Origin of the sequence: Achromobacter xylosoxidans A8 (assembly GCF_000165835.1) — a bacterium.
Classification (GTDB): domain Bacteria; phylum Pseudomonadota; class Gammaproteobacteria; order Burkholderiales; family Burkholderiaceae_B; genus Achromobacter; species Achromobacter xylosoxidans_B.
On the sequence record NC_014640.1, the window covers coordinates 184,929 to 210,245 of the forward strand.

31 protein-coding genes are annotated in these 25,317 nt (G+C 67.2%); 2 read left to right on the top strand and 29 right to left on the bottom strand.

All coding sequences use genetic code 11. From position 1 onward, the window contains the following. Window positions 1–57: 57 nt before the first annotated feature. On the bottom strand, window positions 58–834 hold the full coding sequence (locus AXYL_RS00880; RefSeq protein WP_013390937.1) for a Nif3-like dinuclear metal center hexameric protein: 777 nt from the start codon (window positions 832–834) through the stop codon (window positions 58–60). A gap of 19 nt (window positions 835–853) precedes the next feature. Here AXYL_RS00880 and AXYL_RS00885 point away from each other — a divergent pair, with 19 nt between their 5' ends. Continuing rightward, window positions 854–2,014, top strand: a complete 1,161-nt coding sequence (locus AXYL_RS00885) for a trypsin-like peptidase domain-containing protein (RefSeq protein WP_013390938.1) — start codon at window positions 854–856, stop codon at window positions 2,012–2,014. 37 nt (window positions 2,015–2,051) lie between these two features. On the opposite strand, the gene AXYL_RS00890 is transcribed toward AXYL_RS00885, so the two are convergent. The 26 genes from AXYL_RS00890 to AXYL_RS01015 all read right to left on the bottom strand — a co-directional run bounded on the left by AXYL_RS00890 (window position 2,052) and on the right by AXYL_RS01015 (window position 22,056). After that, the gene (locus tag AXYL_RS00890; protein ID WP_041652065.1) at window positions 2,052–2,420 is read right to left on the bottom strand and encodes a helix-turn-helix domain-containing protein; all 369 of its coding nucleotides are present in this window, start codon (window positions 2,418–2,420) and stop codon (window positions 2,052–2,054) included. Window positions 2,421–2,499: 79 nt separating this feature from the next. Continuing rightward, a complete protein-coding gene (gene tatC, locus AXYL_RS00895) occupies window positions 2,500–3,291 on the bottom strand; it encodes a twin-arginine translocase subunit TatC (RefSeq protein ID WP_013390940.1) in 792 nt (263 codons plus the stop codon). Then, complete coding sequence (gene tatB, locus AXYL_RS00900) at window positions 3,288–3,812, bottom strand: Sec-independent protein translocase protein TatB (protein ID WP_013390941.1); 525 nt, start codon at window positions 3,810–3,812, stop codon at window positions 3,288–3,290. Before tatB ends, tatC begins: the two co-directional genes overlap by 4 nt. A gap of 71 nt (window positions 3,813–3,883) precedes the next feature. Further along, on the bottom strand, window positions 3,884–4,111 hold the full coding sequence (gene tatA / locus AXYL_RS00905; protein ID WP_013390942.1) for a Sec-independent protein translocase subunit TatA: 228 nt from the start codon (window positions 4,109–4,111) through the stop codon (window positions 3,884–3,886). Between the two features lie 14 nt (window positions 4,112–4,125). After that, window positions 4,126–4,494 carry a histidine triad nucleotide-binding protein gene (locus AXYL_RS00910; protein WP_013390943.1) on the bottom strand — a complete coding sequence of 123 codons (369 nt, stop codon included), beginning with the start codon at window positions 4,492–4,494 and terminating at the stop codon, window positions 4,126–4,128. Between the two features lie 17 nt (window positions 4,495–4,511). Further along, the gene (locus AXYL_RS00915; RefSeq protein WP_013390944.1) at window positions 4,512–4,862 is read right to left on the bottom strand and encodes a phosphoribosyl-ATP diphosphatase; all 351 of its coding nucleotides are present in this window, start codon (window positions 4,860–4,862) and stop codon (window positions 4,512–4,514) included. Continuing rightward, the gene (gene hisI, locus AXYL_RS00920; RefSeq protein WP_041652068.1) at window positions 4,859–5,263 is read right to left on the bottom strand and encodes a phosphoribosyl-AMP cyclohydrolase; all 405 of its coding nucleotides are present in this window, start codon (window positions 5,261–5,263) and stop codon (window positions 4,859–4,861) included. The genes AXYL_RS00915 and hisI overlap by 4 nt, the downstream gene beginning before the upstream one ends. Before the next feature lie 134 nt (window positions 5,264–5,397). Continuing rightward, window positions 5,398–6,216, bottom strand: a complete 819-nt coding sequence (gene hisF, locus AXYL_RS00925; protein ID WP_013390946.1) for an imidazole glycerol phosphate synthase subunit HisF — start codon at window positions 6,214–6,216, stop codon at window positions 5,398–5,400. Beyond that, window positions 6,213–6,953 carry a 1-(5-phosphoribosyl)-5-[(5-phosphoribosylamino)methylideneamino]imidazole-4-carboxamide isomerase gene (gene hisA / locus AXYL_RS00930; protein WP_006224535.1) on the bottom strand — a complete coding sequence of 247 codons (741 nt, stop codon included), beginning with the start codon at window positions 6,951–6,953 and terminating at the stop codon, window positions 6,213–6,215. Before hisA ends, hisF begins: the two co-directional genes overlap by 4 nt. A gap of 56 nt (window positions 6,954–7,009) precedes the next feature. Further along, window positions 7,010–7,705: an imidazole glycerol phosphate synthase subunit HisH gene (hisH, locus tag AXYL_RS00935; protein ID WP_013390947.1), complete on the bottom strand. Its 696-nt coding sequence runs from the start codon at window positions 7,703–7,705 to the stop codon at window positions 7,010–7,012. A 34-nt stretch (window positions 7,706–7,739) separates the two neighbouring features. Further along, window positions 7,740–8,327 (bottom strand): imidazoleglycerol-phosphate dehydratase HisB, encoded by a 588-nt coding sequence (gene hisB / locus AXYL_RS00940; protein ID WP_013390948.1) that lies wholly within the window; start codon window positions 8,325–8,327, stop codon window positions 7,740–7,742. A 1-nt stretch (window position 8,328) separates the two neighbouring features. Further along, entirely contained in the window at window positions 8,329–9,468 is a 1,140-nt protein-coding gene (hisC, locus tag AXYL_RS00945) for a histidinol-phosphate transaminase (protein WP_013390949.1), read from the bottom strand. Further along, on the bottom strand, window positions 9,465–10,769 hold the full coding sequence (gene hisD / locus AXYL_RS00950) for a histidinol dehydrogenase (protein WP_013390950.1): 1,305 nt from the start codon (window positions 10,767–10,769) through the stop codon (window positions 9,465–9,467). Before hisD ends, hisC begins: the two co-directional genes overlap by 4 nt. A 53-nt stretch (window positions 10,770–10,822) precedes the next feature. Next, window positions 10,823–11,500, bottom strand: a complete 678-nt coding sequence (hisG, locus tag AXYL_RS00955; RefSeq protein ID WP_013390951.1) for an ATP phosphoribosyltransferase — start codon at window positions 11,498–11,500, stop codon at window positions 10,823–10,825. Then, entirely contained in the window at window positions 11,497–12,762 is a 1,266-nt protein-coding gene (murA, locus tag AXYL_RS00960) for a UDP-N-acetylglucosamine 1-carboxyvinyltransferase (protein ID WP_013390952.1), read from the bottom strand. The genes hisG and murA overlap by 4 nt, the downstream gene beginning before the upstream one ends. Continuing rightward, on the bottom strand, window positions 12,762–13,007 hold the full coding sequence (locus tag AXYL_RS00965; protein ID WP_013390953.1) for a BolA family protein: 246 nt from the start codon (window positions 13,005–13,007) through the stop codon (window positions 12,762–12,764). Before AXYL_RS00965 ends, murA begins: the two co-directional genes overlap by 1 nt. Window positions 13,008–13,012: 5 nt before the next feature. Beyond that, window positions 13,013–13,825: an ABC transporter permease gene (locus AXYL_RS00970; protein ID WP_013390954.1), complete on the bottom strand. Its 813-nt coding sequence runs from the start codon at window positions 13,823–13,825 to the stop codon at window positions 13,013–13,015. After that, the gene (locus AXYL_RS00975; protein WP_013390955.1) at window positions 13,822–14,634 is read right to left on the bottom strand and encodes an ABC transporter ATP-binding protein; all 813 of its coding nucleotides are present in this window, start codon (window positions 14,632–14,634) and stop codon (window positions 13,822–13,824) included. Before AXYL_RS00975 ends, AXYL_RS00970 begins: the two co-directional genes overlap by 4 nt. Before the next feature lie 169 nt (window positions 14,635–14,803). Then, complete coding sequence (locus AXYL_RS00980) at window positions 14,804–15,433, bottom strand: phospholipid-binding protein MlaC (RefSeq protein ID WP_013390956.1); 630 nt, start codon at window positions 15,431–15,433, stop codon at window positions 14,804–14,806. A gap of 39 nt (window positions 15,434–15,472) precedes the next feature. Next, complete coding sequence (locus AXYL_RS00985; protein WP_013390957.1) at window positions 15,473–16,291, bottom strand: VacJ family lipoprotein; 819 nt, start codon at window positions 16,289–16,291, stop codon at window positions 15,473–15,475. 81 nt (window positions 16,292–16,372) lie between these two features. After that, on the bottom strand, window positions 16,373–16,870 hold the full coding sequence (gene mlaD / locus AXYL_RS00990) for an outer membrane lipid asymmetry maintenance protein MlaD (protein WP_013390958.1): 498 nt from the start codon (window positions 16,868–16,870) through the stop codon (window positions 16,373–16,375). A 12-nt stretch (window positions 16,871–16,882) separates the two neighbouring features. After that, the gene (gene mlaE / locus AXYL_RS00995) at window positions 16,883–17,671 is read right to left on the bottom strand and encodes a lipid asymmetry maintenance ABC transporter permease subunit MlaE (protein WP_013390959.1); all 789 of its coding nucleotides are present in this window, start codon (window positions 17,669–17,671) and stop codon (window positions 16,883–16,885) included. Further along, window positions 17,668–18,504 (bottom strand): ABC transporter ATP-binding protein, encoded by an 837-nt coding sequence (locus AXYL_RS01000; protein WP_013390960.1) that lies wholly within the window; start codon window positions 18,502–18,504, stop codon window positions 17,668–17,670. Before AXYL_RS01000 ends, mlaE begins: the two co-directional genes overlap by 4 nt. A 243-nt stretch (window positions 18,505–18,747) precedes the next feature. Beyond that, the gene (locus tag AXYL_RS01005) at window positions 18,748–19,809 is read right to left on the bottom strand and encodes an NAD(P)H-dependent flavin oxidoreductase (protein ID WP_013390961.1); all 1,062 of its coding nucleotides are present in this window, start codon (window positions 19,807–19,809) and stop codon (window positions 18,748–18,750) included. A 17-nt stretch (window positions 19,810–19,826) separates the two neighbouring features. Then, on the bottom strand, window positions 19,827–20,804 hold the full coding sequence (locus tag AXYL_RS01010) for a Bug family tripartite tricarboxylate transporter substrate binding protein (protein WP_013390962.1): 978 nt from the start codon (window positions 20,802–20,804) through the stop codon (window positions 19,827–19,829). A 25-nt stretch (window positions 20,805–20,829) separates the two neighbouring features. Then, window positions 20,830–22,056 carry a YbfB/YjiJ family MFS transporter gene (locus tag AXYL_RS01015; RefSeq protein ID WP_013390963.1) on the bottom strand — a complete coding sequence of 409 codons (1,227 nt, stop codon included), beginning with the start codon at window positions 22,054–22,056 and terminating at the stop codon, window positions 20,830–20,832. A gap of 64 nt (window positions 22,057–22,120) precedes the next feature. Between AXYL_RS01015 and AXYL_RS01020 the strand changes: the two genes are divergently transcribed. Next, on the top strand, window positions 22,121–22,993 hold the full coding sequence (locus AXYL_RS01020) for a LysR family transcriptional regulator (protein ID WP_013390964.1): 873 nt from the start codon (window positions 22,121–22,123) through the stop codon (window positions 22,991–22,993). 22 nt (window positions 22,994–23,015) lie between these two features. Here the strand turns inward: AXYL_RS01020 and AXYL_RS01025 are convergent, their stop codons facing one another. Both AXYL_RS01025 and AXYL_RS01030 read right to left on the bottom strand, forming a co-directional pair. Then, window positions 23,016–23,654 carry an OmpW/AlkL family protein gene (locus tag AXYL_RS01025; protein ID WP_013390965.1) on the bottom strand — a complete coding sequence of 213 codons (639 nt, stop codon included), beginning with the start codon at window positions 23,652–23,654 and terminating at the stop codon, window positions 23,016–23,018. A gap of 194 nt (window positions 23,655–23,848) precedes the next feature. Then, entirely contained in the window at window positions 23,849–25,315 is a 1,467-nt protein-coding gene (locus AXYL_RS01030; protein ID WP_013390966.1) for a glutamate synthase subunit beta, read from the bottom strand. Between the last annotated feature and the right edge of the window lie 2 nt (window positions 25,316–25,317).

Below are 25,317 nucleotides of genomic sequence, written 5' to 3' on the forward strand. Positions count from 1 at the left end.
GCCGCCGTGAAACGAAAACGCCCCCTTGCGGGGGCGGATGGCGGGGCGTAGCGGCGGCTATGCCGGGTTGTCGATGTCGACGAATTCGACCTTGATGCCGAAGCGTTCCGCGACCGCTTGCCCTAGCGCCTGCACGCCATAGCGTTCGGTGGCGTGGTGGCCGGCGGCGATGAAGCCCACGCCGGTCTCGCGCGCCAGGTGCACCGTGGATTCGGAGACTTCGCCGGTGATGTAGGCGCTGGCGCCAGCGTCCACGGCGTCGCCCAGCATGCCTTGCGCGCCGCCCGTGCACCAGGCCACGCGCGTCAGCGGCAGGTCCGGATCGCCCACCACCAGCGGCTGGCGGCCCAGGCGCTCGGCCACGCGCGCACCCAACTGGCCGAGCGTCGCCACACCTTCGGCGACGCCCAGCCAGACCAGGTTGTCGGGGCCACAGGTTTGCGGTGCGCCGTCATCGCGCAGCGCGGGCGTCAGGCCCAGCACGCGCGCCAGCTGCGCGTTGTTGCCCAGCGTGGGATGCGCGTCCAGCGGCAGGTGGTAGGCGTACAGGTTCAGGTCGTTTTTCAGGGCCAGGGCCATGCGCGCGCGGCGGGTGCCGATCACGCGGCGGTCCTCGTTGCGCCACATCCAGCCGTGGTGTACCAGCACCGCATCGGCGCCGCGTTCGACCGCCACGCGCAGCAGGGCTTCGCTGGCCGTGACTCCGGCGATAATGTGTGCGATTTCGGATCGGCCTTCCACCTGCAGCCCGTTGGGGCAATAGTCCTTGAAGCGCGCCGCTTGCAGGGTATCGTCCAGCCAGTTGGCCAGGACGTGGGAGTCCACTTTACTCATAGCTAGTCCTATCAGAATCATGCGCCGATATTGGCTGATCTTTGCTCAGGCCGTCACGGTCTGCCTGGGTATTCTATTCGTGGTGACGACCTTGCGGCCCGACCTGCTGCGGCTGGCCGGGCCGGCGGCAGGGCCTCAGCCCGCAGCTGCGGCCGCCACACCGCCGGCGGCACGCGCCCAGGCCACGGTGTCCTATGCGGATGGCGTGGCCCGCGCCGCGCCGTCCGTGGTCAACGTATACACCACCAAGCACGTGAACGTGCCGCTGATTCCGCTGCCCGACGATCCGGTGCTGCGTCAGTTCTTCGGCCAGGTGCCGGGCGTGACACGGCGCCAGGCCTCGACCAGCCTGGGGTCCGGCGTGATCGTGAACCAGGACGGCTATGTGCTGACCAACTACCACGTGGTGCAGGCCGCGGACGCGATCGAGGTCGCGCTGGCGGACGGCCGCCGCGATGCCGCCAAGGTGGTGGGCGCGGATCCGGACACCGATCTGGCCGTGCTGAAGCTGGCCACCTTGCGCGCGCTGCCCGCGGCCACGCTGGCGCCGGACCGGGGCTTGCGGGTGGGAGACGTGGTGCTGGCTATCGGCAATCCGTTCGGCGTCGGGCAGACCACGACGCTGGGTATCGTGTCGGCGCTGGGCCGCAACGGGCTGGGCCTGAACACCTACGAGAACTTCATCCAGACCGACGCCGCGATCAACCCCGGCAATTCGGGGGGCGCGCTGATCGACGCCGCGGGCAATCTGGTCGGTATCAATACCGCCATCTATTCTGAATCGGGCGGGTCCATGGGCATAGGCTTTGCCACCCCGATCGAGATCGCGCGCAAGGTCATGGACGAGATCGTCAGGACCGGCGGGGTCAAGCGCGGCTGGCTGGGCGTGGAGCCGCAGGACGTGACGCCGGAACTGGCGCGGGCGTTCGGGCTGGACCGCGACACCCGCGGCGTGATCATCGCCGGCGTGATGCGCGATGGACCTGCCGCGCGCGGCGGCTTGAAGGTGGGCGATATCGTGCAGTCGGTCAACGGCAAGCGCATGGGGGACACCACCAGCCTGCTGTCGGAGATCGCGCAGCTGCCGCCGGGCCAGAGCGCCAAGCTGGGCATACTGCGTGGCGGCAAGCCGGCAGAGCTGGCGGTGGTGGTGGGTACGCGCCCGGGCAAGCCGCGCTAGGAACGGGCCGGGATTTCGCACGGGGCGCGGCTGGAAGTCAGGTCGCGGCGGGGTCTTTGGCCATCAGGCGCACCGCCGATACGATGGCCTTCTTGGTGCTTTCGGATTGATTGCGCAGCAGCGCCCAGATTTCCGTGCAATAGCCGTCCGGGGCGCCTTCCGGCGGGCCGACGCTGCCAGGCGGCGCATCCCCGCCCGGCCCCACGCCATCAGTCAGCCAGGGCACGCTGGTGTCCAGTGCGCGCGCCAACCGCAGCAGGGTGGCGCGAGACGGCGAATAGCAATCTTCGCGCATGAGGATGCGATGGATGCAGGATTGCGGCACGCCGGAAATGCGCGCCAGCTGGTTCTGGCTTTTGATGCCGCGCCATCGCATCAGGGTGTGCAGTCTTTGGGCGAGTGACATGAGGGCAATGTAGAGTTGCCGCGTGTCGCCCACAAGGTGAAACGGTCCTGCTTTGTGGGCAGGACCGTCCAGAGGAAGATCAGTGGCGTTCGGTCAGCGAATCCGAGCTGGCTTCGCTTTCCGTTCCTTGTTTTGGCGTGACCATGCGGGCGCAGATCAGTCCGACCTCGTACAGCAGGCAGAGCGGCACGGCCAGCATGAACTGGCTCACCACGTCGGGCGGCGTGACCACGGCGGCGATGATGAAGGCCCCCACCACCACGTAGCCGCGGGCGGCCTTCAGCTTGGACAGTTCGACCACGCCCATCTTCACCAGCAGCACCACGGCCACGGGTACTTCGAAGGTGATGCCGAAGGCCATGAACATCGTCATGACGAAGCTCAGGTAGGCCTCGATGTCCGGCGCCGGCGTGATGGACTGCGGCGCGAAGGTGGCGATGAAGTGGAAGACCGTGCGGAACACCACGAAATAGCAGAATGCCATGCCCGCGATGAACAGAAAGGTGCTGGAAATGATGAGCGGCAGCGCCAGGCGCTTTTCGTGCCGATACAGGCCGGGCGCCACGAAGGCCCAGGCCTGGTACAGCACCACGGGCAGCGCCACGATGAACGCGGCCATCATCGTGACCTTGACCGGCACCATGAACGGCGTGATGACGCCGGTGGCGATCATGCGGGTGCCTTCCGGCAGCGAAGCCAGCATGGGCTGGGCCAGCACGTCATAAATGGCCGACGCGCCGGGGTAGATGAACAGCACGATGAACACGACGACCACGGCGCCAACGGCGCGCAGCAGGCGAGTGCGCAATTCGACCAGGTGGGAGATGAAAGTCTCCTGCTGGCCTTCTTCTTGGGTGGCGTCCTGGGTCACGTCGGTGTTCCGGAGGGCGCGACGGGCTTGGCGGCGGGCGCGGCGTCGTCGGCCTTGGGCGCGCTGGGCGCGGGTTGTTGGGTTGCGGCGGGGGCGGGTACGGCCGCCGGCGGCAGGTCCAGGTCCAGGCTGTGGTTCTGGCCGGGGGGCGGCGCGATGCTGCGCTCGGGCTCGGCAGGCGTGTCGCTGGCGGCGGCCGATTCGGCTTTGATGCTGGCTTCGCGCGCGACCTCGTCGAGTTCGGCGCGGAACTGCTGCACGGGTTCCTGCAGCGAGGCCTGGGTTTCGTTCAGCGACTGTTGCACGCCCTGGGCGGCATCTTCCATTTCGCTCTTGAACTTGCGCAGTTCGTCGAGCTCGATTTCGCGCTGGATATCGGATTTCACGTCATTGACGTAACGCTGCGCGCGCCCGAGCAGGTGGCCGACGGTGCGGGCAACCTTGGGCAGGCGTTCGGGGCCGATGACGATCAGGGCGATGACGCCGATCACCATCAGTTCAGTGAAGCTGACATCAAACATTCGACGGCCGCTCGGGAGTGGATGCAATAAGGGCCGGCCTTTTCAGGACGGCCCGGGAGCCGAGCAGGCGCTCAGGAGTTGGATTTTTCCTTGGCCTGCACGTCGATGGTGTCGCCGGAGACGCGCTGCTGCGCGATCGGTTCGGCCGGCTTGTCGCCGTTGGCGTCCTTCATACCTTCCTTGAAGCCCTTGACCGCGCCGCCCAGGTCCGAGCCGATGTTGCGCAGCTTCTTGGTGCCGAAAATCAGCGCCACGATGACCAGGACAACCAACCAATGCCAGATGCTGAAACTACCCATGATGTTTCTCCGAATTACGCGTTGGGGGCCACGCGCCCTTTCCAGGGTCGCGAACCGCCGATGATGTGGAAATGCAGATGCGGGACTTCCTGGCCGCCTTCGACGCCAGAATTGATCATGATGCGAAACCCGCCATCAGGGCCCGGACGGCAACCGTTTTCAGCGGCTAACCGCGGCGCTAATGACATCATTCTACCCAACCATTCTGCGTCCTCCCCCTTAATATCCTGCATGGATGTGACATGACGTCGAGGGATCAGCAATAAATGTACCGGCGCGGCCGGATTGATGTCGTGGAACGCAACAAAGTCCTCGTCTTCGTAGACTTTCTTGGACGGGATGTCGCCAGCGGCGATCTTGCAGAAGAGACAGTTGTCGCTCATTTTTCCGGGTTCCGTGGTCAGTCTTGCGGGCGGCTCGCCTTTTCCGCCAGGCCGGACAGGCCTTCGCGGCGGGCCAGTTCGGCCAATACGTCTTCGGGCCGCAGCTTGAAATGCGTCAAGGCCACCAGGCAATGGAACCACAGGTCGGCGGTTTCGCTGACGATGCGGTCGGGCACGCCGTCCTTGGCGGCCATGACCAGTTCGGTGGCTTCCTCGCCGATCTTCTTGAGAAAGGCGTCCGGGCCCTTGGCCAGCAGCTTGGCGGAGTAGGAGGCTTGGGGATCGCCGCCGTTTTCGGGGCGGCGGGTTTCCAGGGTATCGGCGATGCGCGCCAGGATTTCTGCGGCGCTTGCGGCTTGAGCGGTCATTTGTAGATCAGTTCGGGGTCTTTCAGGACGGGGTCCACCGTGGTCCAGGAGGCCTGGTCGGACTGGCCTTCCAGGCGGCGGTAGAAGCAGCTGGCGCGCCCGGTGTGGCAGGCGATGCCGCCCTGCTGGTGGATCTTGAGCAGGATCACGTCGCCGTCGCAGTCCAGGCGCAGTTCGTGCACTTCCTGGGCGTGGCCGGACTCCTCGCCCTTGCGCCACAGGCGCTGGCGCGAACGTGACCAGTAGACGGCGCGCCCGGTGGCGGCCGTTTCGGCGAGCGATTCGCGGTTCATCCAGGCCACCATCATGATCTGGCCGTTTTCGGCGTCCTGCGCGATGGCGGGTATCAGGCCGTTTTCGTCGAAGACGACATCGGCCATCCAGGCGGGTTCGTTGCTCATCTCATTCATCCATTGTCCTCGCGCGGCAGCTTGCGGACCGCCACTGTCGCGTGGGGACTCATAATCTTACGGCAATACCTTGTTGCACGCCTGACCGGGGTTCCCCGAAGCGCCGCAGGCGCCCGGGGCAGGGACTACATCCGGACTGGGATGCCCTGATCGGCCATGAAGCGCTTGCACTCGCCCACGGTGTGCTGGCCGAAGTGGAAGATGCTGGCGGCCAGGACCGCGCTGGCGCGGCCGGTGGTGACGCCGTCGGCCAGATGCTGCAGGTTGCCCACGCCGCCCGAGGCGATGACGGGCACCGGCACGGCGTCCGAGACGGCGCGCGTGAGTTCCAGGTCGAAACCGGACTTGGTGCCGTCGCGGTCCATGCTGGTCAGCAGGATTTCGCCGGCGCCGTAGGCGGCCATGCGGCGCGCCCAGGCCACGGCGTCCAGCCCGGTGGCCTTGCGGCCGCCGTGGGTGAAGACTTCCCAGCGGGCGGGTTCGCCGGCGGCCGACACGCGGCGCGCGTCGATCGCCACCACCACGCATTGCGAGCCGTGGTAGTCCGAGGCCGCGCGCACCAGTTCCGGATTGGCCACGGCGGCGCTGTTGATGCTGATCTTGTCGGCGCCGGCATTCAGCAGGCGCTGGATGTCGGAGACCTGGCGCACGCCGCCGCCCACCGTCAGCGGAATGAAGACCTGCGAGGCCACCTGCTCGATGATGGGCAGGATCAGGTCGCGGCCGTCGCTGGTGGCGGTGATGTCGAGGAAGGTGAGTTCGTCGGCGCCCTGCTCGTTGTAGCGGCGGGCGATCTCGACGGGGTCGCCTGCGTCGAGCAGGTTGACGAAGTTCACGCCCTTGACGACACGGCCCGCGGTGACGTCAAGGCAGGGGATGATGCGGCGGGTCAGCGCGCTCTGTGCGGGCGCGCCGGCCCCGGGGGGGCTGCTGGAGGTGGTCATTTTGCCAGTTCGTCGGCGCGCGCCTGCGCTGCCTGGAAGTCGAGCGTGCCTTCGTAGATGCTGCGGCCCAGGATGGCGCCTTCGACGCCCTCTTCTTCGACGGCGCAAAGGGCTTCGATGTCCTGGATGCCGGCGATGCCGCCCGATGCGTAGACCGGGATGCGCACGTGCTGGGCCAGGCGGACCGTGGCTTCGACGTTGACGCCGGACAGCATGCCGTCGCGGCCGATGTCGGTGTAGATGATGGCTTCGCAGCCGTAGTCCTCGAACTTCTTGGCCAGGTCGAGCACGTCGTGGCGGGTCAGCTTGCTCCAGCCGTCGGTGGCGATCTTGCCGTCGCGGGCATCCAGGCCGACGATGATCTGGCCGGGGAAAGCGCCGCAGGCGTCCTGCAGGAAGCCGGGGTTCTTGACCGCGGCGGTGCCGATGATCACGTAGGAGATGCCGGCGTCAAGGTAGCGTTCGATAGTGTCGAGGTCGCGGATGCCGCCGCCGATCTGCACGGGGATGTCGTCGCCGACAGCGTCCAGGATCGCCTTGATGGGGGCTTCGTTCTTGGGTTTGCCGGCGACGGCGCCGTTCAGGTCGACCAGATGCAGGCGGCGCGCGCCTTGGTCGAGCCAACGTGTGGCCATGGCGGCGGGGTCTTCAGAGAACACCGTTGCATCGTCCAGGTCACCCTGGCGCAGGCGCACGCAGCGCCCGTCTTTGAGATCGATGGCGGGGATCAGCAGCATGGTGGGCAGCGAATAAATATAGGGGTTGAAAGGGCTGGCGGGCGTGGGCTTGGAGCCTACGGCTGCCAGTCTACAAAATTGCGATACAGGCGCAAACCGTGCTCGGCGCTCTTTTCGGGGTGAAACTGCACCGCGAAAATGTTAGCTGCCGCCACCGCGCAGGTAAAGGCGAGGCCATACTCGGTTTCACCAACAGTCAGGTCCGGATCTTCCGGATCGGCGTAGTAGCTATGGACGAAATAGAAGTGCGTGTCGTCCGGAATGCCGGCCCAGATAGGATGAGAGCGCGTCTGGCGCACTTTGTTCCATCCCATGTGCGGGACCTTGAGACGTTCGGGACGGGTGTCGGCCAAGCCGGCGGCGCCGGTATCGGCCAGGCAGGCGTCGTCATCGCTGACGGGGTCCGCAAAGCCAGGGCCCGCGAAGCGGCGCACCACGCCGGGGAACAGCCCCAGACAGGCGGTGCCGCCTTCCTCGCTGGAATCGAACAACATCTGTTCGCCCACGCACACGCCCAGCAGGGGCTTCTCGCGCGCGGCGCGCACGACGGCCTCGCGCAGGCCGGATTCGTTCAGGGTACGCATGCAGTCGGCCATGGCGCCCTGGCCGGGAAACACGACGCGGTCGGCCGCGGCGATTTCCTGGGGCTGGCTGCAGATGCGGATGTCGGCATCGGGGGCGGCGTATTTCAGGGCGCGGGCGACGGAATGGAAATTGCCCATTCCATAGTCGACGATGGCGATAGTGGTCACTTCTTTCTGCCTGCTGCGGGGTGGAGGGCGGAGGTTACAGCACGCCCTTGGTGGAGGGCACGACGTCGCCCATGCGGGGATCGACTTCCATGGCCATGCGCAGGGCGCGGCCACAGGCCTTGAAGACCGTTTCCGCCTGGTGGTGGGCATTGACGCCGCGCAGGTTGTCGATGTGCAGCGTGATCAGGGCATGGTTGACCAGGCCCTGGAAGAATTCGCGGGTCAGGTCCACGTCGAAGTCGCCGATGCGGGCGCGGGTGAAGGGGATGTGGTATTCCAGGCCAGGACGGCCCGAGAAATCCACCACCACGCGCGACAGCGCTTCGTCCAGCGGCACGTAGGCGTGGCCGTAGCGGCGCAGGCCGGCCTTGGTGCCGACCGCCTTGGCGATGGCCATGCCCAGCGTGATGCCCACGTCTTCGACGGTGTGGTGCGCGTCGATGTGCAGGTCGCCTTCCGCCTTGATGTCGAGGTCGATCAGGCCGTGGCGCGCGATCTGGTCCAGCATGTGGTCCAGGAACGGCACGCCGGTGTCGATCGTCTGCTTGCCGGTGCCGTCGATATTGACGGCCACGCGGATGCGGGTTTCGTTGGTGTTGCGGGTGATCTCAGCGGTACGCATGTTAAGCACTCAAAATCTCTTGCAGGGCGGATAGCAAGGCGGCGTTTTCAGCCGGGGCGCCCACCGAGATGCGCAGGCAGTTGGCCAGTAGCGGATGGGCGTTGGAGAAGTTGCGAATCAATATTTTGCGCGTTTTCAGGGCAAGATGCACGGCGTTGCCGTCCAGCTTGCCGGAAAAGCGGGCAAGAACGAAGTTTCCGGCGGAAGGGAATACCCGCACCCCGGGCAACTGGGCCAGCGCGGCGGCCAGCGGCTCGCGGTCCGCGCGCAGGCGGGCGGCCTGTTCGTCCAGCACCGGCTTGTGGCGCAGCACGGCCGACAGCGTGGCCTGGGTCAGCACGTCCAGGTTGTAGGGCGGGCGGACCTTGTTCAGTTCCGCGATCCAGGCGGGGTGTCCGGCCAGGTAGCCGAAGCGCAGGCCGGCCAGGCCGATCTTGGACACCGTGCGCATGACGACCACGTTCGGCGCGTCCAGCACCTGCGGCATCCAGGTGCGGTCGGCGAAGGGCTGGTAGGCCTCGTCCAGCACCACCAGGCCGGGGGCGGCGGCGATGATGGCCGCTACGTCCTCGTCGGACCAGAGGCCGCCGGTGGGATTGTTGGGCACGGCCAGGAACACCACCTTGGGCTGGTGTTCGCGGATGGCGGCCAGCATGGCCGGCAAATCCAGGGTCAGGTCGGCCGTCAGCGGCACGCCAACGAAGCGGGCGTGGTCGAAGCGCGCGGCCATGTCGAAGTAGACGAACGACGGCCAGGGCGACAGCACCGCGTCGCCGGGGTTGCAGCAGGCCTGCACCACGATGTGGATGAGTTCGTCCGAGCCGTTGCCGAACAGCACGTCCGCGGCGTCCGGCACGCCAAAGGCCGTTTTCACGGCCTCTTGCAGCGCAGACAGGTCGGCTGCGGGATAGCGGTTCAGCGGCGTGTCGCGCACGGCGCGGGCGATGTCCTCGCGCGCCGCCTCGGGCAGCTCGTAGGGGCATTCCATGGCGTCGAGCTTGATGCAGCCCTCCGCGTTGGCCACGGGATAGGCGGCCAGTTCGCGGATGTCCGCCCGGACCGTGCCGGCAATGCGGCCGGCAACGCCTGCGGTAGTAGCCACGCTTGCGGGATTGCCTTCGGGGCGGTCCGGCAGGCTCATGGCTGGTCGATCCGGTACTGGGCGCTGGCGGCGTGCGCCTGCAGGCCCTCGCCCAGCGCCAGTTCGGCGGCGATGCGGCCCAGCTTCTGGGCGCCCTGGTGCGAAACCTGGATCAGGCTGGAGCGCTTCTGGAAGTCATAGACGCCCAGCGGCGACGAAAAACGGGCCGTGCGCGAGGTCGGCAGCACGTGGTTGGGGCCGGCGCAGTAGTCGCCCAGGGATTCGGAGCTGAAGCGGCCCATGAAGATGGCGCCGGCGTGGCGGATCTGCGCGGTCCACTTCTCGGGCTGCTCGGTGGAGATCTCCAGGTGCTCAGGCGCGATGTCGTTGGCGATGCGGCAGGCTTCTTCGAGGTCCTGGACCAGGATCAGCGCGCCGCGGTTGGCCAGGCTGACGCGCAGGATGTCGGCGCGCGGCATGGTGGGCAGCAGGCGTTCGATCGAGGCTTGCACCTCTTCGATGAAGGCGGCGTCCGGACACAGCAGGATGGATTGCGCGAGTTCGTCGTGTTCGGCCTGCGAGAACAGGTCCATGGCGATCCAGTCGGCCGGCGTCTTGCCGTCGCAGATGACCAGGATTTCGCTGGGGCCGGCGATCATGTCGATGCCGACCACGCCGAACACGCGGCGCTTGGCGGCGGCGACGTAGGCGTTGCCCGGGCCGACGATCTTGTCGACGGCCGGTACGGTGGCGGTGCCATAGGCCAACGCGCCCACGGCCTGCGCGCCGCCGATGGCGAAGACGCGGTCCACGCCGGCGATGGCCGCGGCGGCCAGCACGATGGGGTTGCGCACGCCGTCGGGCGTGGGCGTGACCATGACCAGTTCCTGCACGCCCGCGACCTTGGCCGGGATGGCGTTCATCAGCACCGAGGACGGGTAGGCGGCCTTGCCGCCAGGCACGTACAGGCCCACGCGGTCCAGCGGGGTGACCTGCTGGCCCAGCATGGTGCCGTCGGCGTCGGTGTAGGTCCAGGTCTCGGCGCGCTGGCGTTCGTGGTAGCTGCGCACGCGCTCGGCGGCGGCTTCCAGCGCGTTGCGCTGGGCGGCCGGCAGCGCGGCCAGGGCCGCATGCCAGTCCGCCTTGGGGATCTCCAGCGTCTGGGCCGATGCGCCGGGCATGCGGTCAAAGCGCTGCGTGTATTCCACCAGCGCGGCATCGCCGCGGGCGCGCACGTCGGCCAGGATGCCGGCTGCGGCGCGGTCGATGGATTCATCCTCGGTGGCCTCGAAGGCCAGCAGCGTGGACAGGGCGGATTTGAATCCGGGATCGCGGGAGTCGAGACGATTGATCAGGGCCATGGCGTCATGCAGCAAGCAGGTAACGGCCGCCGCGGCGTCGCGGCGGGCGAGGGTCAGGCGTTGCGGGAGGTAGCTCTCTCGAAGGCGTCCAGCAGCGGTTGCAGGCGGGCGCCGCGGGTCTTCAGCGCAGCCTGGTTGACGATCAGGCGCGAGGAGATCGGCATGATGTCTTCCACCGCGACCAGATCGTTGGCGCGCAAGGTGCCGCCGGTGGACACCAGGTCCACGATGCAGTCGGCCAGGCCCACCAGCGGCGCCAGTTCCATCGAACCATACAGCTTGATGATGTCCACGTACACACCCTTGGCCGCGAAGTGTTCACGGGCTGACTGCACGTACTTGGTGGCCACGCGCAGGCGCGCGCCCTGGTGGACGGCGCCTTCGTAGTCGAAGCCCTTGCGCACGGCCACGGCCAGGCGGCACTTGGCGATGTTCAGGTCGATGGGTTGGTACAGGCCGCCGGGCTGTTCCTTGGCGTGCTCGATGAGCACGTCCTTGCCCGCGATGCCGAGGTCGGCCGCGCCGTACTGCACGTAGGTGGGCACGTCCGAGGCGCGCACGATGATCAGGCGCAGGCCGGGATCGCTGGTGGGCAGGATCAGCTTGCGCGAGCTTTCGGGGTTCTCGGGGACTTCGATGCCGGCCTCGGCCAGCAGCGGCATGGTCTCTTCGAAAATGCGCCCTTTGGACAGCGCCAGGGTCAGGGGGGGGACGACGGTGGCATCGTTCATGCCTGTTCCTTGGTAACGCGTTGGATGTTCGCGCCCAGGGCGCGCAGTTTGACTTCCATCTGGTCGTAGCCGCGGTCCAGGTGGTAGATGCGGTCGACCAGGGTTTCGCCTTCGGCCGCGAGGCCGGCGATGACCAGGCTGGCCGAGGCGCGCAGGTCGGTGGCCATGACGGTAGCGCCCGACAGCTTCGGCACGCCGCGCACGATGGCGGTGTGGCCGTCGATGTCGATGTCCGCGCCCATGCGGCGCAGTTCCTGCACGTGCATGTAGCGGTTTTCGAAGATGGTCTCGACGACGACCGAGGTGCCGTCGGCCACGGCGTTCAGCGCCATCACCTGGGCCTGCATGTCGGTGGCGAAGCCGGGGTACTCCAGCGTGCGAAAGCCCACGGCGCGGGGGCGCGAGGACATGGCGCAGCGGATCCAGTCGGGGCCGGTCTTGATGGTGAGGCCGGCCTCGGTCAGCTTGCTCAGGGTGGCGCCGAGGATGTCCGCGTCGGTGTTGCGCAGGACGATGTCGCCGCCCGCCGCACCCACCGCGCACAGGAAGGTGCCGGCTTCGATGCGGTCGGAGATGACGCGGTGTTCGGCGCCGTGCAGGCGGTCCACGCCGTCGATCACGATGCGGCTGGTGCCGTGGCCCTGGATGCGCGCGCCCATCTTGATGAGCAGTTCGGCCAGGTCCACCACTTCAGGTTCGCAGGCGGCGTTCTCCAGCACGGTCTGGCCTTCGGCCAGCACCGCGGCCATCAGCAGGTTCTCGGTGCCGGTGACGGTGACCATGTCGGTGCGCACCGAGGCGCCCTTCAGGCGCTTGGCGCGCGCCACCACGAAGCCGTGTTCGATGCTGATTTCCGCGCCCAGGGCGGCCAGGCCCTTGATGTGCTGGTCCACCGGACGCTGGCCGATGCTGCAACCGCCAGGCAGGCTGACGCGGGCTTCGCCGAAGCGCGCCAACAACGGCCCCAGCACCAGGATGGAGGCCCGCATGGTCTTGACCAGATCGTAGGGGGCTTCCAGCTTGTCGACTTGGTTGGCCTGCAGCGTGACCGTGCCGTCCGCGTCACGCTCGGCGCGCATGCCCATGCGGCCCAGCAGGCGCAGCATGGTGGCCGTGTCGTTCAGGTGCGGCACATTGCTGAGGGTCAGCGCGTCGGCGGTCAGCAGGCCGGCGCACAGGATGGGCAGGGCCGAGTTCTTGGCGCCGGAGATGGAGATTTCGCCGTGCAGGCGCGAACCTCCGGTGATGCGTAGCTTGTCCATTACTTGCCTGCTTGCTGGTATTCGGCGGGCGTCAGGGTGCGCATGGACAGCGCATGGATCTCGGCCTTCATGCGGTCGCCGAGCGCGGCATAGACCAGTTGATGGCGCTGGATCAGGCGCTTGCCTTCGAAGGCGGTGCTGACGATGACGGCGTCGAAATGCGAGCCGTCGCCTTGCACGTCGAGATGTTCACAGGGCAGGCCGTCCGCAATGTATTGGCGGACTTGCGCGGGAGTGGGAAGCATGGACGTCAGTTCCTGAGTTTGTAGCCGCTGGCCAGTAGCCGCAGCGCATAGAGCGATAGCGCGAGGAACACCCCCGTCACCACGGCCAGGCTGCGCCAGGGGGAGACGTCCGACACCGAGAAGAATCCGTAGCGGAAGCCGTCGATGGTGTAGAAGATGGGGTTCCAGTGGGATACGCTCTGCCAGAAGGCGGGGAGCGTATGGATGGAATAGAACACGCCAGACAGGAAGGTGGCCGGCATGATGAGGAAATTCTGGAAGGCCGCGAGCTGGTCGAATTTTTCGGACCAGAGGCCTGCGATCAGGCCCAGCACGCCCATGATGCCGCAGGCCAGCACGGCGAAGACGGCCAGCCACAGCGGGTGGGCGGGGATCAGCGACACGAAGAACAGCGCCACCACCCACACGCACAGTCCGACCGCGAGGCCGCGCACGATCGCCGCCAGCACGTAGGCGGCAAAGATGTCGCGGTGCGACAGCGGCGGCAGCAGCATGAAGACCAGGTTGCCCGTGATGCGGCTCTGGATGAGCGATGACGAGGGATTGGCGAAGGCGTTCTGCAGCATGCTCATCATCATGAGCCCGGGTATCAGGAACGCCGTGTAGGGCACGCTGCCGTACACCATGACGCGCCCTTCCAGCACATGAGCGAAGACCAGCAGGTACAGCAGCGCGGTGATGACGGGGGCGGCGATGGTCTGGAAGCTGACCTTCCAGAAGCGCAGCAATTCCTTGCGCAGCAAGGTCGGGAAGCCGGAGCCCGCATCCAGGCGGGGCTGCACCAGCGGCTGGCTGGCGGTCGCGGCGGGCTGGGTCATGACGAGATCTCTTCGGGTTGCAGGGCGGGCGCGGGCTGCTCGTCGCCTGCGTGCATGATGCGCACGAAGGCGTCTTCGAGGTCGACCCCGCCGACGCGGGCCATCAGGGCCTGGGTGGTGTCCAGCGCCACGATGCGGCCGCGCTTGAGCATGGCGATGCGGCCGCACAGGGCTTCCGCTTCTTCCAGGTAGTGGGTGGTCAGCATGATGGTGTGGCCGGCCTTGTTCAGGCGCGAGATGAATTCCCACAGCGTGCGCCGCAGGTCCACGTCCACGCCGGCGGTGGGTTCGTCCAGCACGATTACCGGCGGGCGGTGCACCAGCGCCTGGGCCACCAGCACGCGGCGCTTCATGCCGCCGGACAGAGCCCGCATATTGGAGTTGGCCTTGTCGGCCAGCCCCAGGTTGAACAGGATTTCGTCGATCCAGTCGTCGTTCTTGCGCAGGCCGAAATAGCCGGACTGGATGCGCAGGGTCTCGCGCACCGTGAAGAACGGGTCGTAGACCAGCTCTTGCGGCACCACGCCCAAAGCTCGCCGCGCCGACTTGTAGTCGGCCACGACGTCGTATCCACAGACCGTGGCGCGGCCCGAACTGGCGTGCGCCAGGCCGGCCAGGATCGAGATCAGCGTGGTCTTGCCGGCGCCATTGGGGCCGAGCAGGCCGAAGAACTCGCCGTGTTCAATATTCAGGCTGACATTGTCCAGCGCCTGGAAGCCGGCGGCGGGCGCGCGCCCGAGCAGCTTCTGCCAGCCGCGCTGGCGCGGGGAGTAGACCTTGGAGACGTTTTCTAGACTGACGGCGGACATGACGGGGGGAAATGGCCCGGAAAGAGCGAATTGATCATTATATAAGCGCGTCGCTGCGGGCCGGGTCGGTACCCCTGGCATCTCGCCGGGTATCCGATTGGTCTGTCCCTAAAACAATCGGCCCGGCGGGCCACAAGGGCGCGCCGGGCCGCGATAGCCGCAAGGCCGGTCATTGATTGCGCTGGTTCAGCGCCTGGATCAGGCCGTCGATGCCGTTCTGATTGATCTGCTGGGCGAACTGGTTGCGGTAGTTCTCGATCAGCCAGATGCCTTCGACGTTCATGTCGTAGATCTTCCAGCCCTGGGGCGTCTTTTCCAGGCGGTAATCGACGCCGGTGGGCTGGCCGTTGGCCTGGCTGATCAGCGTGCGCACGACCACGTCGTCGGCCTTGGGATCGCCGCGGAACGGCAGCGCGGTGACGTTGGTGCTGGGCGTGACGCGGGTCAGCGCGCCGCTGTAGGTGCGCACCAAGGTGCCGCGGAAGGCCTCGGCCAGCGCTTTTTTCTGCGCATCGGTAGCCTGGCGCCAGTAGCGGCCGGTGGCCAGCCGGGTGGTCTTCTGGAAGTTGACGTAAGGCAGGATGTGCTCGTTGACGACCTGATTGATGCGGGCGGTGTTGCCCGCCTTGACGGTGCCGTCGGCCTTCAGCACGTCCAGGGCCTCATTGGCCGTGGCGAGCACGAACTGGTCGGGAGAACCGTTGGGGTCGGGTTTGGCCTGCGCGCCGGCGGTCAGGCCCAGGGCCAGGAGGCCCGTGAAAACCAGACGCTGCAGCAGGGAAACAAAGGAAACTCGCATCAAAACTCCTTACTTGTACTGAGGGCGCAACGCGGCGGATTACTTGGCCGCAGGTTGCGCCGCGGGTTGCGCAGCGGGCTGTGCCGCCGGCTGCGCGGCGGGGGCGGCATCGTCCTCGTCGTCTTCGTAGTTGGGCAGCGCGGACTCGTCGTCCACCTTCTGGCCCAACACCATGGCGGCACGGCGCTGCAGGTAGGCGTCGCGCACGAAGCTGTAGGGATCGAGTGCGACGCGGTCGATGGTGTCGGTGGCGCTCAGCAGGCTGGCGCGCGTATCGACCACGCGCAGGCCCCACAGCGAGTTGCGCAGGCGGACGTTGTCGATGGAATCCACGCCCATGTAGCCGTAGGTCGTGCCGGCGTAGTCGCCGATCAGGCCTGCGCCGTCGCGCACCGACGACGAGCCGAAGAACGGCAGCACCAGGTACGGGCCCTGGCTGAAGCCCCACACGCCCAGCGTCGTGCCGAAGTCGTTCGGGATGCGGCGCGCGCCATTGGCCGAGGCGACGTCGAAGCAGCCGCCCACGCCCATGGTGGTGTTGAACAGGAAGCGGCCCAGCGTGTTGACGAAGTCGTGGCCGCGGCCTTGCAGGAAGCTGTTGGCGCCGGACCAGAGGTCGCCGACGTTGCTGAAGATGTTGTGCACGCAGCTGCGCACCGGCTGCGGCGTGACGAAGGTATAGGCCTGCGCCACCGGCTTGAAAACGGCGCGGTCGACCGTGTCGTTGAACTTGTAGACGCCCCGGTTGAAGCCTTCCCAGGGGTCGCGCGGATCCGGGTTCTGCGGCGCGGCGCAGCCTGCCATGAGCGCGCCCGCGGCGGCGACGGTGGCAATCCTGCTAATAGCTTTCTTGTTCATGATCAGGACATCCCTATCAACGATTCTTATCATATTGCGTACTGCGGACGCGCTGCTGTTACCGCGTCTGTCGCATTGTCTTTAATTTGGCGTTTTCGCGGCGGGTTCCGGCGCGTTCGAGCCTTGCTTCTCCGCCGACCCGTACAGGAACTGGCTGATCAGTTGTTCAAGCACCACAGCGCTTTGCGTGTAGCGGATCTTGCCGCCGTCGGCAAAGTTTTCCTCTTCGCTGCCCGCGCTCAGGCCCAGGTATTGTTCGCCCAGCAGGCCCGACGTCAGGATGGACGCCGAAGTGTCCTTGGGGAACTGGTAGGCCGTTTCCAGGTTGACCGAGACGACCGCCTGGAAGGTCTTGTCATCGAACGAGATGCCGGCAACCCGGCCCACGACGACCCCGGCGCTCTTGACGGGCGCGCGCACCTTGAGGCCGCCTACGTTATCGAAGTTGGCCGTCAGCGTATAGGTCGGGGCGAAAGAAAAGGTGCTCAAGTTGCCGGCGCGCAACGCCAGGAACGCCAGCGCGACCGCGCCCAGCAATACAAACAGGCCTACCCAGAAGTCGGTTTTTTCGCGAGACATGATCGATCCGTATCAATTTCCAAACATCAAGGCGGTGAGCAGGAAGTCCAGCCCAAGTACCGCCAGGGAGCCCACCACCACGGTGCGCGTGGTCGCGCGGGCAACGCCTTCAGGGGTGGGCTTGGCCTGCCAGCCCTCGTAGAGCGCGACCAGCGTCACCGTGACGCCGAAGACCAGGCTCTTGATGACGCCGTTGGCCACGTCTTTCCAGACGTCGACGCCGTTCTGCATTTGCGACCAGAACGCGCCGGCGTCCACGCCGATCAGCAGCACGCCCACGACCCAGCCGCCCAGGATGCCCACCATGGAGAACACCGCCGCCAGAATGGGCATGGCGATGATGCCGCCCCACAGGCGCGGCACCAGCACGCGGCGTATGGGGTCGACGGCCATGACTTCCATGGCCGCCAGTTGTTCGCCGGCCTTCATCAGGCCGATTTCGGCGGTGAGCGAAGTGCCCGCGCGGCCGGCGAACAGCAGCGCCGTGACCACGGGCCCCAGTTCGCGCACCAGCGACAGGGCCACCAGCAGGCCCAGCGCTTCTTCGGAGCCGTAGCGGTTCAGCGTGTAATAGCCCTGCAGCCCCAGCACGAAGCCCACGAACATGCCGGACACGGCGATGATCAGCAGCGAGTAGTTGCCGATGAAGTGGACCTGCTGCGACACCAGGCGCGGACGCGACAGGGCAATGCCGCTGCGCGCCAGCATGGCGCCGAAGAACCGGGTGAAGTAGCCGATGCCGGAAACGCGGGTGCGCACCCAGCCGCCCAGCGCGCCGATGGCGTTGTTGGATCCGCTCATGCGCGGCGTCCCTCCTGTTGCGAAAGCCACTTCTTGAAAGCGGGCGTCTCGGGGTATTGGAACGCGACCGGGCCGTCGGGCTCCCCTTTGAGGAACTGCTGCACATAGGGGTCCTGCGACGCCGACAGCATTTCGGGGGTGCCGGCGGCGGCAAGCTTGCCCTGCCCGACCAGGTACACCTGGTCCGCGATGGCAAACGATTCGTGCACGTCGTGCGTGATCAGCACCGAGGCGCAGCCGAGGCGGTCGGCCAGGCTGCGGATCAGGCGGGCGGTAATGCCCAGCGAGATCGGGTCCAGCCCGGCAAACGGTTCGTCGTACAGAATGAGTTCAGGTTCCAGCACCACGGCGCGGGCCAGTGCCACGCGCCGGGCCATGCCGCCCGAGATTTCGGCCACCTTCAGGTGCGCGGCCGCGCGCAGGCCGACGGCGTCGAGCTTGTCCAGCACGCGCTCGGTGACTTCCGGTTCCGCCAGCTTGGTGTGCTCGCGCAGCGGGAAAGCCACGTTCTCGAACACGTTCAGGTCAGTGAAAAGCGCGCCCTGCTGAAATAGCACGCCCATGCGCGTGCGCAGCGATTCCAGTTCGGCGCGGTTGACGTGGGCCATGTCCTGGCCGAAGGCCAGCACCCGGCCTTGCTGCGCGGTGAGCTGGCCGGTGGCCGCGCGCAACAGCGTGGTCTTGCCCGAACCCGATCCGCCCATGATGGCGACCACCTGGCCGGCGCGCACGTCCATGGAGATGTCGCGCAAGACGGTGAAATCACCATAGCCTAGCGCCACACCTTCCAGGCGCAGGGCGAATTCCGGGGTCTTGCTGGTTTGAGCGGGCATGGGCAACGAAAGGGTGTTTCGGCGGCGGAGCTTGCCCTGCTGTCCGGTAGGCGCATCCGGCAATACGTGGGGCCGGCGCGGCTAAGACAGGCGGCGTCGGGAAGCGCCCTGTTACTCATATGCCGGGGGCGAGATGGTGCCTGGGCTCCCGGCGGCGAGGCGCCATTGTAGCCCGACGCTTTGTAATCACAACGCGGGACCCCGCAAGTGGAACAGTGTTTTCGGTTCAGGGAACAATACGGGTCAGCGCCGCGCCTGTGCCGCTGCGGTTTCCCGGGCCAGCCGCGCGACCAGGTCGGCGGTGGTCTCGCGCCGAGCGAGCGGCGCGCCCTGGCCGGCCCACAGGGACAGCACGTCGGTGTCGCCGGCCTTGCCGCCCGCCGTGCGCATGGGGCGCGTCAGCGCGTTCTGCAGGGGATACGGCAGGATGTCGGCCGCGATGGCGTCGGCCTCGCGCATGAAGGCGTTTTCGATGCCGCGGGCGGGCCGTCCGGAAAACGCCCGGGTCACCCGGGATTGTTCTGCCCGGGAGGCGGGCAGGAGCGCCTTGTAGGCCTCATTGATGCCGGACTCCTGGGTGGTCAGGAAGGCCGTCCCCATTTGGGCCAGGTCGGCGCCCAGCGCCAGCGCGGCGGCAATGCCGCGGCCGTCCATGATGCCGCCAGACGCAATAACAGGGACCGATACTGCATCGGCCACCTGGGGCACCAGCGCCATGGTGCCGATCAGCGACTCCTCGAAACCGTCCAGAAAGGTGCCGCGATGGCCGCCCGCCTCGGCGCCCTGCGCCACGATGGCGTCCACGCCATCCTGTTGCAGCGCGACCGCTTCGCGCACGGTGGTCGCGGTGCCCACCGTCAGGATGCCCAGCTCGCGGCAGCGCGCGATGGCCGCGGCCGGCATGCGGCCGAAGGTGAAGCTGAAGACGGCCGGACGCACGCGCAGAATGGCCTCGATCTGTTGCGGCAGCGGATCGGCCTGCGGGCCGGGGGCGGCGGGCGCCGGGAGGCCCAACTGCTGGTGATAGCGCGCCATCAGGGCCAGCATGCGGTTGGCGTCGCCGCGGATGGGCTCTTCCGGCACGGATGCGAATAGATTGATGGCGAACGGCAGCGGCGTGCGCGCACGGATGTCGCGCGCCGCCGCCTCGATCTGCTCGGGACTCATATAGGCCGCCCCGAGCGAACCCAGGACGCCCGCCTTCGATGATTCAGATACCAGCTCCACCGTCGTGGCGCCGCCGGCCATGGGGGCCTGGACGATGGGATGGTGCAGCTTGAGCAGATCAATCAGACGGGAAGCCATGGAAGTCTCCTGGAAGGTTACTGAAGCTGGATGTTCCCAGCCTTGATGACGTGGGCCCACTTCTCGGTTTCGCTCTTGATGAAGGCGCCGAATTCCTCGGGCGTGCCGCCGCCGGCCTGGCTGCCGGTGTCGGCGATGGCCTTCTGCACGTCCGGTTCCTTCAGGATGCGGTTGAACTCGGCGTTGAGCTTGGCGATGATGGGCGCGGGCGTGCCGGCGGGGGCGACGATGCCCTGCCAGTTGTAGGACTCGAAGCCCGGCAGGCCGGATTCGGCCATGGTCGGCACGTCGGGCAGCACGGCCAGGCGCTTGGCGGACGTGACGGCAATGGGATGGATCTTGGCGCCCTGGATTGCGGGCAGCGCGGAATAGCCCATTTCGAACATCATCGAGATATGGCCGCCCATGAGATCGGTCGCGGCCAGGCTGCCGCCCTTGTAGGGCACGTGGACGATGTCGATCTTGGCCTGTTCGCGGAACATTTCGCCGGACAGGTGGTGCGCGCCGCCCACGCCGGACGAACCGAAGGACAGCTTGCCGGGCTGCTTCTTGGCCAGCGCGATCAGGTCCGCCAGGGTCTTCACCGGCAGTTCGTTGTTCACGCTCAGCACCAGCGGGCTGTTTTCGATCAGGATGATCGGGGCCAGATCCTTCTGCGGGTTGTACGGCATGTCCTTCATCAGCGTCGGATTGACCGCCATGGGTGCCAGATTGCCCGTGCCGATGGTGTAGCCGTCCGGCGCGGCGCGCGCGATCAGGTTGGTGCCGACCACGCCGCCCGCGCCCGCCTTGTTCTCGACCACGATGGGCTGGCCCAGCGAATCCCCCAGCTTGCGCGCCAACAGGCGCACCCGGGTGTCGGCGAAGCCGCCCGGCGCGTAGGGCACGATCATGGTGATGGGCTTGGCCGGCCAGTCGGCGGTCTGGGCCTGGGCGGCGCCGCTGAAGGCGGCGGTGGCTGCCAGGGCGGCAATAAGGGGACGCAATGCTTTCATATAGATGACTCCTGGTTTTGTTTTTTTAATGTGAACGGGCCCGCGGGCCGATCGCATTATGCCCAGCGCCAGCGTCATCTGTCGTGATCTTTCCCAAACGCCATGCGGACAGCGCCAGCAGCGCCGCGCTGGCCGCCAACACTTGCGGCAGGCCCGCGCCCCAGCGCGCCGCGTACGACGCCAGCAACGGTCCCAGGATCTGCCCCGCGGCGAACGCCGCGGTCATGAGAGCCGCCGCGCGCGGCGCCGAGGCGCCGGCCGAACGCCTGGCGGCGATCATGCCCGCCTGCGTGATCACCATGAAGGTGCCGCCCACCAGCACCGCGGCCAGGATCACGGCGGCAATGTGATGCCACAACGCCACGGCCACCATGCCCAGCGCCATCAAGGCCTGGGCGGCGCGCCAGACCTGCACGCTGTCGCGGCCCCGGGCCAGGCGTGGAACCAGCAGGCAGGACACGGCCGCCGCCAAGCCGAACAGGGGCCAGGCCCAGCCGAAAATGGCCGGGTCGGGAATGATCTCCTTGGCCATCGCCGGCAGAAAGGTGGCGGGAATGATGTAGCCCACGCCGAAGACGCCGTAGTGCAGCGCCAGCCGCGGAATGTCGCGCGGCAGCCGGGCGGCGGACGCCGCGCTCGCCGTCGACGTGGCGGCCGCTACTGACTGGCGGCGCAAGCCTGGCCAGGCGATGGCGGCCAGCGCCAGCGCCAGACCGCCCAGGGCCATCCAGACCGTGTCGGCGCGCGCGTTCCACGCCGCCAATGCCAGGCAGGCCAGTCCCGTCAGTGCGATGCCCGCGCCCACGCCGGCAAAGGTCACGGCGGAGGCGTCCGCTTCGCGCGGGTCGCCCGCGGGCACCGCCCGCCACGCCGCCACGCAGATGAAGGCGCTGGCGCTGGCGTAGCCGGCGGCCAGGCGCAGTGCGCACCAGACCGCCATGCCGTGCCAGAGCGGCATGGCCAGGGTCAGCAGCGCCACCGCCAGCAGGCTGGCCGCCAGCGTGCCGCGCAGCCGGCGGATGGGCCAGACCACGGCGGCCAGCGCGCCCAGCAGATAGCCCGCGTAGTTGGCCGAGGCCAGCCAGCCGCCCTGCGCCAGCGACAGGCCGTCCTCCTGCGCCATCAGGGGCCAGACCGGCGTGAAGGCGAACCGGCCTATCCCCATGGCGGCGGCCAGGGCCAGCGCCGCCGGCCAAGCCAGGGCGGCGGCGCTGCGCGACGCGGAGACGGAAGGGTAAATGGGCGTTGACATAGCCCTACTCTACGGCTGTACTAATATCTTTAGTAGTGAATAATTAAGATAGTGAGTTCTCAAAATGAGAAACTTGGACCTCGATGCGCTACAGATCTTCAAGGCGGTCGCCGACCAGGGCGGAGTGGCGCGCGCCGCCGCGCACCTGAACCGCGTGCAGTCCAACGTGTCGACGCGCCTGAAGCAGTTGGAGGCCTCGTTGCAGGCGCCGCTGTTCCGGCGGCAGAACCGCCGGCTGGTGCTGTCGGACCAGGGCCGCGTGCTGCTGTCCTACGCCGACCGCCTGCTGCGCCTGGCGGATGAAGCCCAGGCCGCGGTTCGTGACGGTTCCCCGCAGGGCGTGCTGCGCATCGGCACCATGGAAAGCACGGCGGCCGCGCGCTTGCCGCCCATCCTGGCGGCCTATCACGCGGCCTGGCCGCAGGTGCGGATCGAACTGGTGACAGGCACGTCGGCCGCGCTGGCGGCCAAGGTGCGCAACTACGAGATCGAGGCCGCGTTCGTGGCCCAGCCCTTTCCGGCCGAGGGCCTGGCGGCGCTGGATGCGTTCAAGGAAGAGCTGGCGCTGATTTCGCCGCTGGCCTGGGATCCGATCGACAGTCCCAGGGATCTGGGCGACCGCAGCGTCATTGCCTTCGCGTCGGGATGCTCGTACCGGCGCATCCTGGAATCATGGTTGAACCAGGAAGGTGTCGCGCCTGGCAAGGTGATGGAGTTCGCTTCGTACCACGCCATCGTCGCCTGCGTGGCCGCGGGCTCGGGCGTGGCCATCGTGCCGCGCTCGGTGCTGGCGGTGCTGGGAGCGGAGCACACGGTGCGCGTCGGCGGGCTGTCCGGCTCGCATGGCCGGGCCCTGACCCAGCTGGTCTGGCGCGCCGACGACGATACGCCGGCGTTGCAGGCCCTGCGGCACAAGCTGGCGGCGCCGCAAGGCTGAGGCAGGCCGCGCTCTGCTTGCTTTAGAAGCGGTAGCCGACGCCGATGGTCGCGACCCACGGGTCGATGCGCGCGGTGCCGATGTGCTGGCCGTCCAGCTTCACCTTGGAGCGGATGTCGATGTAGCGGATATCCGCATTCATGAACCAGCGCTCGTTGATCTTGAAGTCCGCGCCCAGTTGCGCCGCCACGCCCCAGGAGTCACCCAGCTTCAGGTTCGAGCCCTTCAGCGCGCCTTCCGCCTTGGTGTCGAAGAAGTGGGTGTAGTTGATGCCCACGCCGATGTAGGGCTGGATCATGCTGTCGGGCAGGATGTGCCATTGCAGGCTTAGCGTCGGCGGCAATTGCTTGGTCGAGCCGATCTTGCCCAGGCCGCTGCCGCTGACGTCATGCTGGAACGGCCAAGCGCCCAGCAATTCGATGCCGATGTTGCGCGTGGCCATGTAGGTCAGCGTGAAGCTCGGGCGCACGTTGTTGTTCACGTCCAGCCCGACGCTGCCATTGAGCACGGTGCCGTTGTTGGACGAGGGGCGGACCTGCGTAACGCCGACCTTGAACAGCACGTCGCCCGCTTCGTGGGCGTGCGCGGGGGCGGCGAGCGTGCCAGCGGCGATCAGGCCGGCGATGGCGGTGGCGCGGATACGGCCGTTCAGCGAAAACATTCTCTTCTCCGATCTTTCCATTGGGTGAGACGACAGGTTCTCAAACCTGGCGTCCGGCCCGCTTGATGTGTGTCAAATCGTGAAAAGACCGCAATTGAAAAGTGGTTATGTTGCAACACGCCGGCGTGCAGACAAAAAAATCGCCGCCGGCGCAAAGCGCTCGGCGGCGATCTGATTAAGCCTGATCGGGGTGATCAGCGCGGCAGTTCGCTGCTGCCCATGAGGTAGGCGTCCACCGAGCGCGCGCACTGGCGCCCTTCGCGGATGGCCCAGACCACCAGGGACTGGCCGCGGCGCATGTCGCCGGCGGTGAAGACCTTCTCGACGTTGGTGCGGTAATCATCGGTATTGGCGCGCACGTTGCCGCGCGCGTCGCGGTCCACGCCAAAGGCGTCCAGCACCGTCTGCACGGGCGACACGAAGCCCATGGCCAGCAGCACCAGGTCGGCCTTGATCTCGAACTCCGAGCCCTCGACCTCGCGCATCTTCATCTGGCCGGTGGCTTCGTCCTTGAACCATTCGACGCGCGCGCCGACCAGCTTCTCGACCTTGCCGTTGCTGCCCTGGAGCAGCTTGGTGGTCACGGACCAGTCGCGCTCGCAGCCTTCCTCGTGCGAGGAGGAGGTGCGCATCTTGAGCGGCCAGTACGGCCAGGTCATGGTCTTGTTTTCGCTCTCCGGCGGCTGGGGCATCAGCTCGAACTGCGTGACCGAGGCCGCGCCGTGGCGGTTGCTGGTGCCGACGCAGTCGGAGCCCGTGTCGCCGCCGCCGATCACCACCACGTGCTTGCCCTTGGCCAGCGTCTGATTGGTGAGGCGATCGCCCGCCACCGCCTTGTTCTGCTGGCGCAGGAAGTCCATGGCGTAATACACGCCCGACAGCTCGCGGCCGGGTACCGGCAGGTCGCGCGGGGTTTCGGAACCGCCGCTCATCACCACCGCGTCGAACTCGGCCAATAGCGAGTCCGGCGTGCGCACCGTCAGGCCGTCGGCCACGGGATCGCTGGGGTTGCCGATGTAGGTCGACGGCGCGAACTCCACGCCTTCGGCTTCCATCTGCGAGATGCGGCGGTCGATCTGGTGCTTTTCCAGCTTGAAGTCGGGGATGCCGTAGCGCAGCAGGCCGCCGATGCGATCGCTCTTCTCGAACAGCGTCACCGAGTGGCCGGCGCGCGCCAGTTGCTGCGCGCACGCCATGCCGGCGGGGCCGGAGCCCACCACGGCGACCTTCTTGCCGGTCTTGCGCGCCGGCACCTGCGGCGACACCCAGCCCTCGGCCCAGCCCTTGTCGATGATGGCGTGCTCGATGGACTTGATGCCGACAGCGTCGCTGTTGATGTTCAAGGTACAGGCGGCTTCACACGGCGCCGGGCAGATGCGGCCGGTGAACTCGGGGAAGTTGTTGGTGGAGTGCAGCACGTCCAGCGCGCGCTTCCAGTCCTGGCGGTACACCAGGTCATTCCAGTCCGGGATGATGTTGTTGACCGGGCAGCCGTTGTTGCAGAACGGGATGCCGCAGTCCATGCAGCGCGCCGCCTGCTGCTTGGCTTGGTCGTCGCTCAGGTGCAGCACGAATTCGCGCCAGTTCTTCAGCCGCTTCTGCGGGGCCTCGGAGGCCTCCTGCAGACGCTGAAATTCCATAAAGCCGGTTATCTTTCCCATGG